The sequence below is a fragment of the Mesorhizobium sp. B2-4-18 genome, from assembly GCF_006441385.1.
GTDB lineage: Bacteria > Pseudomonadota > Alphaproteobacteria > Rhizobiales > Rhizobiaceae > Mesorhizobium > Mesorhizobium australicum.
Map to the genome: position 1 here is coordinate 519,514 of NZ_VFUW01000001.1, position 11,650 is coordinate 531,163.

An 11,650-nucleotide genomic window follows, 5' to 3' on the forward strand; every position below is an offset into this window, starting at 1 on the left:
GCAGATGAACATCAAGGCCGACTTCCCAACGCTGATCGAAGAGATTGACTACGGAACTCCGGAGTCGAAGGCGCAAAAACAGGTCACGCTGACCGTCGATGGCCGCAGCATCAGCGTGCCTGAAGGCACGTCGATCATGCGTGCGGCGATGGAAGGCGGGGTGGAGATCCCCAAGCTCTGCGCCACAGACATGCTGGACTCCTTCGGTTCCTGCCGCGTCTGCCTCGTCGAAATCGACGGGCGCGGCGGTACGCCGGCTTCCTGCACGACGCCTGTCGGCGAAGGCATGGTGGTGCGCACGCAGTCGGACAGGCTCGACGCCATCCGCCGGGGCGTCATGGAACTCTACGTCTCCGACCATCCGACCGGCTGGCACGAGAAGGCCGGAACTGGCGCCAGCGAGTTCGATGTGGTGGCGAAGTCCGTCGGCCTGACCGAAAATCGCTACGGCGTTGAGGGCCGCAACCACGTCAAGGAAGAAAATGGCGTCGCGCCGGGCCATGGCTCGCTCGCGGTCGACTACATCGCCCGTGATGAGTCCAACCCCTATTTCACCTATGATCCGGCGCAGTGCATCGTCTGCTCGCGCTGCGTGCGCGCCTGCGAGGAGGTGCAAGGCACTTTCGCGCTGACCATCGAGGGCCGCGGCTTCGAATCGCGCATGGTCGCCGGCATGCACGAGGACTTCATTGCCTCCGAATGCGTGTCCTGCGGCGCCTGCGTGCAGGCCTGCCCGACCGATGCGCTGCGCGAGAAGACCGTGCTCGAAAAGGGCCTGCCGGAGCGCTCGGCCGTCACCACCTGCGCCTATTGCGGCGTCGGCTGCTCGTTCAAGGCCGAAGTGAAGGGCGACGAGGTCATCCGCATGATGCCCTACAAGGAGGGCATGGCCAACCACGGCCATTCCTGCGTGAAGGGCCGCTTCGCTTACGGTTATGCCACCCACAAGGACCGCATCCTGTCGCCGATGATCCGCGAAAAGGTCAGTGATCCCTGGCGCGAAGTGAGCTGGGAAGAGGCGATCGCCCATACGGCCAAGGAATTCCGCCGCATCCAGTACCAGTACGGACGCACCGCGATCGGCGGCATCACCTCCTCGCGCTGCACGAATGAGGAGACCTATCTCGTCCAGAAGTTGGTTCGGCAGGGCTTCCGCAACAATAATGTCGACACCTGCGCACGTGTCTGCCATTCGCCGACCGGCTATGGGCTCGGCCAGACCTACGGCACCTCGGCCGGCACGCAGGACTTCGATTCCGTCGAATTCACCGACGTCGCGGTTATCATCGGCGCCAATCCGGCTTCCGCGCACCCGGTGTTCGCCTCGCGGCTGAAGAAGCGGCTGCGCCAGGGCGCCAAGCTGATCGTGCTCGATCCGCGCCGCACCGAAATGGTCAAGTCGGCCCACGTCGAAGCCGACTACCATTTGCCGCTGAAGCCCGGCACCAATGTCGCCGTGCTGACCTCGCTGGCGCATGTCATCGTCACCGAGGGCCTTTTCGACGAAGCCTTCATCCGCGAGCGCTGCGACTGGGCGGAATTCCAGGACTGGGCGTCCTTCGTCGCCCTGCCGGAAAACAGCCCCGAAATCGTCGGCAAGCTGTCCGGCGTCGATCCGGAGTTGATCCGCGGAGCCGCCCGTCTCTACGCCAAGGGCGGCAATGGCGCGATCTATTACGGCCTCGGCGTCACCGAGCACAGCCAGGGCTCGACCACGGTGATGGCGATCGCCAACCTCGCCATGGCCACCGGCAATATCGGCCGGCCTGGCGTCGGCGTGAATCCGCTGCGCGGCCAGAACAATGTGCAGGGCTCCTGCGACATGGGCTCGTTCCCGCATGAGTTGCCGGGCTACCGGCACATTTCGGGTGACGCGGTGCGCGACATCTACGAAAGCCTCTGGGGCGTGAAGCTCGACGACGAACCCGGCCTGCGCATTCCCAACATGCTGGATGCCGCCGTCGACGGCTCGTTCAAGGGCATCTACATCCAGGGCGAGGACATCCTGCAGTCCGATCCCGACACCAAGCATGTCGCCGCCGGCTTGGCCGCGATGGAATGTGTGGTGGTGCACGACCTCTTCCTCAACGAGACGGCGAACTACGCGCATGTCTTCCTGCCGGGCTCGACCTTCCTCGAGAAGGACGGCACCTTCACCAATGCCGAACGCCGCATCAATATGGTGCGCAAGGTGCTGGAACCGAAGGCGCGCTACGCCGATTGGGAGGCGACGCAGGAACTCGCCCGTGCGATCGGCCTCGACTGGAACTATACCCATCCGTCCGAAATCATGGACGAGATCGCCAAGACGACGCCAAGCTTCGCCAACGTCTCCTTCGACCTGCTCGACCGGGTCGGCTCCGTGCAATGGCCCTGCAACGACAAGGCGCCGCTTGGCACGCCGATCATGCATGTCGACGGCTTCGTGCGCGGCAAGGGCAAGTTCATCCGCACCGAATATGTGGCGACCGACGAAAGAACCGGACCGCGCTTCCCGCTGCTGCTGACCACCGGCCGTATCCTGTCGCAGTACAATGTCGGCGCGCAGACGCGACGCACCGAAAATGTCATGTGGCACTCCGAGGACCGGCTGGAAATCCATCCGCACGACGCAGAAAATCGCGGCCTGCGCGATGGCGACTGGGTGCGGCTGACCAGCCGTTCGGGCGAGACGACGCTGCGCGCGCTGATCACCGACCGGGTGTCGCCGGGCGTGGTCTACACCACCTTCCACCATCCCGACACGCAGGCCAACGTCATCACCACCGATTTCTCCGACTGGGCGACCAATTGTCCGGAATACAAGGTGACTGCGGTGCAGGTCGGCGCTTCCAACGGCCCGTCGGAATGGCAGCGCGACTATGACGAGCAGGCCAAGCAGAGCCGTCGCATCGCTCCGCTGCAGGCGGCGGAGTAGTCTTGGCCGCGCGCCGCAAAGCGACGACGCAGATATCGCGACTGGCGCACCGCGCCAGCGGCACGGCTGCGGCCAACCGCATGGTGCCGGAAGAGACGCCGGTGGCGTTCTCCTTCGCCGGCACCACGCATGCGGTGATGATGGCGAGCCCCGCCGATTTCGAGGACTTCGCGCTCGGCTTCTCGCTCACCGAAGGCATCATCGATGCGCCTGATGAGATCGAAGCCATCGAGGTCGAGGATCATGGCGCCGGCATCGACATCCAGATCCGGCTGAAGGACCAGGCCAATACGCGCTTCGAGGCGCGGCGGCGGCGGCTTGCCGGACCGGTGGGCTGCGGGCTGTGCGGCATCGAATCGATCGAGGAAGCGATGCGCTCGGTCGATCCGGTGGGTGCGTCGAAACTTACGCTTGAGGCCGACGATATCACCCGCTCGGTCAAGCTGCTGTCGAAGGTGCAGCCGCTGCATACCGAGACAGGCGCCGTGCATGCAGCCGGCTTCTACGTCCATGGCAAGGGCGTCGTCATGGCGCGCGAGGATGTCGGCCGCCACAATGCGCTGGACAAGCTGGCCGGCGCGCTGGCCAAGGCCAATATCGATGGCGCATCGGGCGCCGTCGTGGTGACCAGCCGTGTTTCGGTCGAGATGGTGCAAAAGACGGCGGCGATCGGTTCAGCCTTCATCATCGCCGTCTCGGCGCCGACGGCCCTTGCCATCCGCACCGCGGAAGAGGCCGGCATGACGTTGGTGGCGCTGGTGCGCGGCGACGATTTCGATGTTTTTACCCACCCCGACCGGGTGATTTCGGGAGTTGCCCAGCATGTCGCATGACGAAGAGCACATCATGAGCACGGGGGAAAAGCTGGTGCGCATGGCCAACCAGATCGCCGCCTTTTTCCACTCCAGGCCACGCGAGGAAGGCGTTGCCGGCGTCGCCGAGCATATCAACAAGTTCTGGGAGCCGAGAATGCGGCGCCAGTTCTTCGAGATGCTGGACAGCGGCGGTGAAGGCTTCGACGAACTGGTCGTGGTCGCTTCGGCCAGGATCAAACGGCCGATCACGCCGGCGGAGGCCGATCTCAAGCTCGGCCTCGCGGCCTCGCCTGGCGACGTCGCCGCGTCGCAAAAGTAACCGCGTCGGCCGCCGGCTACATTCATTTCCGCTAAAATATAAGCTGCCGCAACCGGCGCGGCTCTGCTATGGTTGGCGATCAGAAATCGTCAGGCCGGGCGGACACCCTCGTGAGGCCGATCGAGACCCGATACGCCCTTAGCGGCGAGGTGCGGATCGCCTATCAGGTGGTCGGCCAGGGGTCGTTCGACCTCGTCTTCGTCCCCGGCTTCATCTCCAACCTCGACCTGCACTGGGAAGACGAGGGCTATACCAGGCTCCTGAGGCGGCTTTCGGCCTTCTCACGGCTGATCCTGTTCGACAAGCGCGGCACGGGTCTTTCCGACCGCGTCGATGTCCATCACCTGCCCAGCCTCGAGACCCGCATGGATGATGTGCGCGCGGTGATGGATGCGGTCGGCAGCGGCCGCGCGTCGATCCTTGGCGCTTCGGAAGGCGCGCCGCTGGCGATGCTGTTCGCCGCCACCTATCCAGAGCGGACGCGGGCACTGGCGCTCTATGGCGGCTACGCGCATTTCCACAAATGGGTGATGCCGCCGGAGCGTCTGGAAGCCTTCATCGCGACGGCCGAGACGGCCTGGGGCACAGGCGCCACCTTGCCCAATTTCGCACCGGGCAGGGTCGACGATACCCGCTTTTCAACCTGGTGGGCGCGCTTCGAGCGGCTGTCGGCAAGCCCTACCGCGGCGGCGACGCTGGCGCGGATGCACGCGGGGATCGATGTGCGCGGCATCCTGGCGGCAATCGGCGCGCCGACGCTGCTGATCCATCGCCGCAACGATGTGCGGGTCGACCCCGACGCCAGCCGCTTTCTGGCCAGGAAAATCCCCAACGCGCGGCTGGTCGAAATCCCTGGACGCGACCACCCGATCTGGACCGGTGATGTCGACCGGGTCGCCGACCTGATCGAGGAGTTCCTGACCGGCGAGCGCGCCGTGGTGGAAGCCGAACGCGTTCTGGCTGCGCTTCTCGTGACTCGGATCTACGACACGGCCCGCCTCGGAGACCGGATGTGGAGCGAACGCAGCCAGCATTTCCATGAGACATGGCGGACCCTTGTGACGCGCCATGGCGGGCGCTGCGCGGACATGCACTCCGAGATGATGATTTCGCGCTTCGACGGCCCTGGGCGTGCCTTGCGTTGCGCGGCGGCGTTGCGGGACGCGGCGCAGCAAATCGGGGTGGCAAGCGCGCAAGGGGCGCATGTCGGCGAGATCGAGTCGCGCGGCCCTCCTGCAGGATTGACGGGCCGCGTGACGATGCAACTCGCCGCTCACGCCGGGCGCGGCGAGATATTGGCGTCGAGGCTGGTCGCCGATCTGGCCGTCGGCTCGGGTCTTCATTTCGTCGATCGCGGGCGTGTGGGCATCGACGAGCTGGACGAGCCGCTGGCGTTTGTGCTTGCGATGTCCGAACAGCACCTGGAGCCGGCCTGCCGGCCCAAGACCAAAGCGGCCGAACCGGCTTGCCTGACCGCGCGCGAGAGCGAAGTCGTGAATTTGATCGCCGACGGCAAGAGCAATGCGGCAATCGCCGCCGAACTCAGGCTGAGCGAGCACACGGTCAAGCGCCACGTCGCCAACATACTGCTGAAGCTCGACCTGCCGTCGCGAGCGGCCGCGGCGGCATTTTCCGCCAGGCAGACTGGCCCGGACGGGCCATGAGAGCCATGGCGCTTTCGGGCGAAGCAGGCACACTGCCATAGGCGCTATCAATCCCCCATGCAGGCCAAGGCGGATATCGCCGGAAAGGCGCTGCGAACGGAGGATGAAATGCCCAAGTCAAAACTGAATGTCAGGTCACTCGTGATCGCGGCGGGCATTGGCGCGCTGTTCACGATCACCCCGGCGAAAGCCGAGGATGCGTCGGCGGCGGCAGCCTACAAGGACATCGAGGCGACGCTCGGCTCGGTGCCGGATATGTTCAAGACACTGCCTGACGTCGCCATCGCCGGCGCCTGGGCCGAGATCAAGGGCGTCCAGCTCAATCCCAAGACCGCGCTCGACGGCAAGACCAAGGAGCTGATGGGGCTGGCGGTCGCGTCGCAGATCCCGTGCCAGTATTGCATCTATTTCCACACCGAGGCCGCCAAGCTCAACGGCGCATCGGACGAAGAGATCAAGGAGACGATCGCGATGGCCGCGATCGTGCGCCACTGGTCGACGATCCTCAACGGCAGCCAGGTCGATCTGGCCACCTTCAAGAAGCAGACCGACGGCGTGTTCGCGGCAGTCAAGGCCAAGTCGCAGTGAAAGACACCGCCCGTCGGCGAGCGCCGGGCGACACCTCAAAGCATAAAACGCCCGATCGTGAAGACGGGCATAGGGAGGATAAAATGCTGACCAAGACCCAAGCCGTGGATGGCGCGACGATCAAGAAAGCGATCGAAGGCCGTGACGGCAAGATGCTGTCGAGCTTCTATGCCGATGATGCGCTGGTGCGGGTGATCGACCGCAACAATCCGCCGAGCAAGCCGCGCGAAATCCGCGGGCGCGCGGCAATCACGACGTTCTGGGACGACATCTGCAGCCGGGCGATGACCCACAAGGTAGACACCACCATCGCCGACGGCGACAGCCTGGCGTTCACCCAGGCATGCGCCTATCCGGACGGCACCAAGGTGTTCTGCGCGGCGATGCTGGAGCTGAAGAACGGCCTGATCGCGCGCCAGACCGTCGTGCAGGCCTGGGACGAGTAGATCAACCCGCGGCCTGAGCCGCAAGTGATGGAGGAGAACCAACATGTTCAGCGCCAGATGGCAGATCGACGCCAAGTTCGGGCACAAGCAGACGGTGCTCGAGCTGATGCGGAAATGGGAACGCGAGATCGGTTCGCAGGTCGGCCTCACCGAGCTCAAATTCCAGATCATGACCGGATCGATCGGCGCCCGTGAAGCGACGGTCGAGTCGCATCACCAGGTCGAAAGCCTGGCCCAGTTGGAGGCGATGTTCGCCAAGATCGGGAAGATCGACGCGCACGCCAAATGGGGCAAGGAGATGGAGCCCTATGTCGTGTCGGGCACCAGCCTGTGGGACATCTATCGCATCGTGGAGTAGCGGCTGGAGTTCTTCTCCCCTTCACGCGGAGAAGATACCGCAGGCAGATGAGGGGCAGCGCCGGCATCGCAGAAGCTTGCGCTGCCCCTGGTCCGGCGTTCGTCGCTTCGATCGACAAATCGTTGTCGATTGATCGCCAGCGGCGACCGCTCCTCACCCATGCGCAACCATCACATGGCGCACGGCGGTATAATCCTCCAGCGCATAGAGCGACATGTCCTTGCCGTAGCCGGATTGTTTCAGGCCGCCATGCGGCATCTCGTTGGTCAGCATGAAATGGGTGTTGATCCAGGTGCAGCCATATTGCAGCCGCGCGGCGGTCGCCATGGCGCGCGAAACATCCTTGGTCCACACGGATGACGCCAGGCCGTAATCGCTGTCGTTGGCCCAGGTCACCGCCTCGTCCACTTCCGTGAAGCGGGTTATCGAGACGACGGGGCCGAACACTTCGCGGCGCACGATCTCATCCTCCTGCAGCGCGCCGGCGACGACGGTCGGCTGGTAGTAGAAGCCGGTGCCCTCGCCCGGCTTGCCGCCGGTGGTGATCTCGATGTGCTTCAGCTCCGAAGCACGTTCCACGAAGCTGGAGACACGGTCGCGCTGGCGCCGCGAGATCAGCGGCCCGATTTCGTTCTCGGCGTCGTCTGATAGATTGTATTTGATGGTCGAGACGGCGGTGGAGAGATCGGCGACAAGCTTGTCGTAGATCTTCTTGCCGGCATAGATGCGGCAGGCGGCGGTGCAGTCCTGGCCGGCATTGTAGTAGCCGAAGGCGCGCAGGCCTTTGACGACGGCGCCAAGGTCGGCGTCGTCGAAAACGATGACCGGCGCTTTGCCGCCGAGTTCCAGATGCGTGCGCTTGACCGATTTGGCGGCGGCCTGCAGCACCTTCCTGCCTGTGGCGACGTCGCCGGTGATCGAGATCATGTTGACCTTGGGGTGGTTGATCAGCGTGTTGCCGACGCTGTCGCCGCGGCCAAGCACGACATTAACGACGCCCTCGGGCAGGACATCGGCCAGGATCCCCGCCAGCTTCAGCGCCGTCAACGGCGTCTGCTCCGACGGCTTGAAAACCACCGTGTTGCCGCCGGCGATCGCCGGCGCCAGCTTCCAGGCCATCATCATCAGCGGATAGTTCCAGGGCGCGATCGAGGCGACGATGCCGATCGGGTCGCGCCGCACCATCGAGGTGTGGCCAGGCAGATATTCGCCCGCGACCACACCTGGCATAGAGCGCACCGCCCCGGCGAAGAAGCGGTAGCAGTCGACGATGGCCGGGATTTCGTCATTGAGCACCGCATTGATCGGCTTGCCGCAATTCAACGCCTCCAGCGTCGCGAACTCCTGCGCCTCGGTCTCGATGCGGTCGGCGATCTTCAGGAGGTAGCCGGAGCGCTGTGCCGGCGTGGTGCGCGACCACAAGGCGAACGCCTTTTCGGCGGCGCTCACCGCCGCCTCGATCTGTGCCTGGCTGGCCTCGGGCAGGTTGAGGATGGTCGCCCCGGTCTTCGGATTGAGGATCGGCTCCTCGGTCTCGGTGCCCTTCTCGAATTTCGAGCCGATCAGCATCTGGGTGTCCATTGGTGTCTCCTTGGGCAGAAGCGAATGGGGTAATTAGTGAGTAGTGAGTAGTGAGTAGTGAGTAGTTAAAGAGCGGACCAAATCTACTCACTACTCACTACTCACTACTCACTACTCGCTACTTTCATTTGCCCGAACCGGCGATCTGGTCGCCGTCGCGGGTCAAGTAATAGGCAACCAGGATCGGCAGCAGCGTCACCAGCACGACGACCATGGCCACGACATTGGTGACCGGGCGCTGGCGCGGGCGGATCAGTTCCTCCAGCATCCAGATCGGCACGGTCTGCTGCTGGCCGGCGGTGAAGGTGGTGACGATGACCTCATCGAACGAGAGGGCGAAGGCCAGCATGCCGCCTGCGAGCAGTGCGGTGGCGATGTTGGGCAGCACGACATGGCGAAAGGTCTGGAAGCCATCGGCGCCGAGATCCATCGAGGCCTCGATCATCGAACCGGAGGTGCGGCGGAAACGAGCGACCGCGTTGTTGTAGACGACGACCACGCAGAAAGTGGCGTGGCCGAGCACGATCGTCCAGAACGAGAAAGGGATTTCGGCCAGCGAAAAGGCCGAGCGCAGCGCGATGCCGGTGATGATCCCGGGCAGCGCGATGGGCAGGATGACCAGCAGCGAGATGGTCTCGCGGCCGAAGAATTTCGTCCGCGACACAGCTGCGGCGCAGAGCGTGCCGAGCAGCAGCGCGATCGCGGTCGAGATGGCGGCGACGCGCACCGACAGCGACAGCGCTTCCCAGACATCTGGCCGGTTCCAGGTGACGGCGAACCATTGCGTGGTCAGCCCGGGCGGCGGCCAGACGAAGCTCTTCTCCTCGGTGGTGAAGGCATAGACGAAGATCAGCAGGATCGGCAGATGCAGGAAGAGCAGGCCGCTGGCGGCGGCGATCTTCAGGCCGAGGGGAGCGGATTGACCACGGTCAGAGCGCATCGAAAGCCCCCATGCGCTTGGCGCCCCAGAGGTAGAAACCCATAATGACGATGGGCACCACGGTGAAGGCGGCGGCGAGCGGTATGTTGCCGGCGGTGCCTTGCTGCGAATAGACGGCCTGGCCGATGAAGAGGCGCGAGGTGCCGATGATCTGCGGGATGATGTAGTCGCCCAATGTCAGCGAGAAGGTGAAGATCGAACCGGCGACGATGCCGGGCAGCGCCAGCGGGAATAAGACGTTGCGGAATGTCTGCCCCGGCGAAGCACCGAGATCGGACGAGGCCTCGACCAGATTGCCAGGCACCCGCTCCAGGGCTGCCTGAACGGGGAGGATCATGAACGGCAGCCAGACATAGACGAACACGATGAAAGTGCCGGTGAACGACACCGACAGCGAATTGCCGCCGACGACCGGCAGTGACAGCCAGGCGTCGAGCAGCCACAACAAATGCAGCTTGGCGAGCAGCCAGGTTAAAATACCTTCCTTGGCCAGGATCAGCTTCCAGGCATAGATCTTGACCAGGTAGCTCGACCACAGCGGCAGCATGACGCCGAGATAGAACAGCGCCTTCCAGCGGCCGCGCGCATAGCGCGCCGCATAGTAGGCGATCGGGAAAGCGACGATGGCGGAGGCAAGCGTGACCAATGCGGCCATCGTCACCGTGCGCAAGATGATGTCGAGATTGGCCGCCTGGAGCAGGTCGCCATAGGTCTTCAGCGTGAATTGGCGATTGATGAGGCCCGAGAATTCGTCGATCGAGAAAAAACTCTGGGCCAGCAGCGCGAACAGCGAGCCGATATAGACGATGCCGAGCCACAGCACCGGCGGCAGGAGCATCAACAGCAGCAACAGTTGGGGTCGGCGCCAGAAGAGATCGGACAGCGCCCCGCGCATTCCGCCGCTGCCGGGCAGGATGGCGGGCGCCGTGGCACGCGGCATGGTAGCGTCGAGGCTCATACCGGCTCGTCCATCAGGTGCAGATGCTCGCGGTTGAAGGTGAGCATGACCGCCTCACCTTCCGCCGGCAGGGGCGTTCCCGCAGGCACCACGGCGTGCAGTTTCAACCCGTCGGCATCGAGCGCCAGCCTTGTCGTGGCGCCGAGATAGTTGGTCGAGACGAGGCGCGCGGCGACGCCTTCGCCGCTCGCCGCGCGGCCGACACGAATGGATTCAGGGCGCAGGCTGCCCCAGCGGTGCTGGCCGGAATAACGCTGGACGAAATCCGGCGGCAGCACGTTGGAGGAGCCGACGAAATCGGCGACGAAACGCGTGCTCGGCCGCTGATAAATATCCTCGGGCGTGCCGATCTGCATGATCCTGCCATCGTTGAAGACGGCGACGCGATCGGCCATCGACAGCGCCTCGCCCTGGTCGTGAGTGACGAAGACGAAGGTGATGCCGAGCGCCTTCTGCAGCGATTTCAGCTCTTCCTGCATGTTTTCGCGCAGCTTGAGGTCGAGCGCGCCGAGCGGCTCGTCGAGCAGCAGCACCTTGGGCTGGTTGACCAGGGCACGGGCGAGCGCGACACGCTGGCGCTGACCCCCGGAAAGCTGGCCGGGCCGGCGCGCGCCATAGCCGGGCAGCCGCACCAGCGACAGCGCTTCTTCCGCCGCCTTGTGCCGCTCGGCCTTGCCGACACGCTTGACCATCAGCCCGTAGGCGACGTTGTCGAGCACGTTGAGATGCGGGAACAGCGCGTAGTCCTGGAACACGGTGTTGACGTTGCGGCGGTAGGGCGGCACGCCCTCGGCCCGCTCGCCGAAGATCGAGATCGAACCCGCCGTCGGCTGCTCGAAGCCGGCGATAAGACGCAGGCACGTGGTCTTGCCCGAACCGGACGGCCCGAGCATGGCGAAGAATTCGCCTGGCGCGATGTCGAGATCGACAGCGTCGACAGCGCGAACGCTGCCGAAATGGCGCGAGGCTTTTTGAAAGGAAACGGCTGATATCATGGGGTGTCCTGCAATGTCCCAGGCTCTTCAATTGAAGCGTCTGCGCTGCCCCTCATCCGCCTGCCGGCA

The 11,650-nt window shown here is 64.5% G+C and carries 11 protein-coding genes; 7 read left to right on the plus strand and 4 right to left on the minus strand.

The features are described from left to right. Positions 1 to 4 precede the first annotated feature (4 nt). From fdhF to FJ527_RS02405, 7 genes are all read left to right on the plus strand, one after another. Complete coding sequence (fdhF, locus tag FJ527_RS02375; protein WP_140614861.1) at positions 5 to 2,917, plus strand: formate dehydrogenase subunit alpha; 2,913 nt, start codon at positions 5 to 7, stop codon at positions 2,915 to 2,917. 2 nt (positions 2,918 to 2,919) lie between these two features. Beyond that, the gene (gene fdhD / locus FJ527_RS02380) at positions 2,920 to 3,750 is read left to right on the plus strand and encodes a formate dehydrogenase accessory sulfurtransferase FdhD (RefSeq protein ID WP_140821496.1); all 831 of its coding nucleotides are present in this window, start codon (positions 2,920 to 2,922) and stop codon (positions 3,748 to 3,750) included. After that, the gene (locus FJ527_RS02385; RefSeq protein ID WP_015314122.1) at positions 3,740 to 4,051 is read left to right on the plus strand and encodes a formate dehydrogenase subunit delta; all 312 of its coding nucleotides are present in this window, start codon (positions 3,740 to 3,742) and stop codon (positions 4,049 to 4,051) included. Before fdhD ends, FJ527_RS02385 begins: the two co-directional genes overlap by 11 nt. A 110-nt stretch (positions 4,052 to 4,161) precedes the next feature. Next, positions 4,162 to 5,715 carry an alpha/beta fold hydrolase gene (locus tag FJ527_RS02390; RefSeq protein ID WP_140821498.1) on the plus strand — a complete coding sequence of 518 codons (1,554 nt, stop codon included), beginning with the start codon at positions 4,162 to 4,164 and terminating at the stop codon, positions 5,713 to 5,715. A 108-nt stretch (positions 5,716 to 5,823) separates the two neighbouring features. Then, a complete protein-coding gene (locus FJ527_RS02395) occupies positions 5,824 to 6,303 on the plus strand; it encodes a carboxymuconolactone decarboxylase family protein (RefSeq protein ID WP_015314124.1) in 480 nt (159 codons plus the stop codon). 83 nt (positions 6,304 to 6,386) lie between these two features. Then, entirely contained in the window at positions 6,387 to 6,749 is a 363-nt protein-coding gene (locus tag FJ527_RS02400) for a nuclear transport factor 2 family protein (protein ID WP_140821500.1), read from the plus strand. A 43-nt stretch (positions 6,750 to 6,792) separates the two neighbouring features. Beyond that, positions 6,793 to 7,107, plus strand: coding sequence for a hypothetical protein (locus FJ527_RS02405; RefSeq protein WP_140821502.1), 315 nt, complete (start codon positions 6,793 to 6,795; stop codon positions 7,105 to 7,107). A 153-nt stretch (positions 7,108 to 7,260) separates the two neighbouring features. Here the strand turns inward: FJ527_RS02405 and FJ527_RS02410 are convergent, their stop codons facing one another. From FJ527_RS02410 to FJ527_RS02425, 4 genes are all read right to left on the minus strand, one after another. Continuing rightward, a complete protein-coding gene (locus FJ527_RS02410; protein WP_140821504.1) occupies positions 7,261 to 8,688 on the minus strand; it encodes a gamma-aminobutyraldehyde dehydrogenase in 1,428 nt (475 codons plus the stop codon). A gap of 124 nt (positions 8,689 to 8,812) precedes the next feature. Beyond that, on the minus strand, positions 8,813 to 9,628 hold the full coding sequence (locus tag FJ527_RS02415) for an ABC transporter permease (protein WP_140723137.1): 816 nt from the start codon (positions 9,626 to 9,628) through the stop codon (positions 8,813 to 8,815). Further along, on the minus strand, positions 9,618 to 10,568 hold the full coding sequence (locus FJ527_RS02420) for an ABC transporter permease (RefSeq protein ID WP_210241247.1): 951 nt from the start codon (positions 10,566 to 10,568) through the stop codon (positions 9,618 to 9,620). Before FJ527_RS02420 ends, FJ527_RS02415 begins: the two co-directional genes overlap by 11 nt. A 14-nt stretch (positions 10,569 to 10,582) precedes the next feature. Further along, positions 10,583 to 11,581 (minus strand): ABC transporter ATP-binding protein, encoded by a 999-nt coding sequence (locus FJ527_RS02425; RefSeq protein ID WP_140821508.1) that lies wholly within the window; start codon positions 11,579 to 11,581, stop codon positions 10,583 to 10,585. Positions 11,582 to 11,650 lie beyond the last annotated feature (69 nt).

What these genes read in the sequence shown, in the direction of transcription:
- fdhF (WP_140614861.1), top strand. Translation starts at nt 5, where the DNA reads ATGAACATCAAGGCCGACTTCCCAACGCTGATCGAAGAGATTGACTAC.
- FJ527_RS02385 (WP_015314122.1), top strand. Translation starts at nt 3,740, where the DNA reads ATGTCGCATGACGAAGAGCACATCATGAGCACGGGGGAAAAGCTGGTG.
- FJ527_RS02395 (WP_015314124.1), top strand. Translation starts at nt 5,824, where the DNA reads ATGCCCAAGTCAAAACTGAATGTCAGGTCACTCGTGATCGCGGCGGGC.
- FJ527_RS02400 (WP_140821500.1), top strand. Translation starts at nt 6,387, where the DNA reads ATGCTGACCAAGACCCAAGCCGTGGATGGCGCGACGATCAAGAAAGCG.
- FJ527_RS02405 (WP_140821502.1), top strand. Translation starts at nt 6,793, where the DNA reads ATGTTCAGCGCCAGATGGCAGATCGACGCCAAGTTCGGGCACAAGCAG.
- FJ527_RS02410 (WP_140821504.1), bottom strand. Translation starts at nt 8,688, where the DNA reads ATGGACACCCAGATGCTGATCGGCTCGAAATTCGAGAAGGGCACCGAG.
- FJ527_RS02415 (WP_140723137.1), bottom strand. Translation starts at nt 9,628, where the DNA reads ATGCGCTCTGACCGTGGTCAATCCGCTCCCCTCGGCCTGAAGATCGCC.
- FJ527_RS02420 (WP_210241247.1), bottom strand. Translation starts at nt 10,568, where the DNA reads ATGCCGCGTGCCACGGCGCCCGCCATCCTGCCCGGCAGCGGCGGAATG.
- FJ527_RS02425 (WP_140821508.1), bottom strand. Translation starts at nt 11,581, where the DNA reads ATGATATCAGCCGTTTCCTTTCAAAAAGCCTCGCGCCATTTCGGCAGC.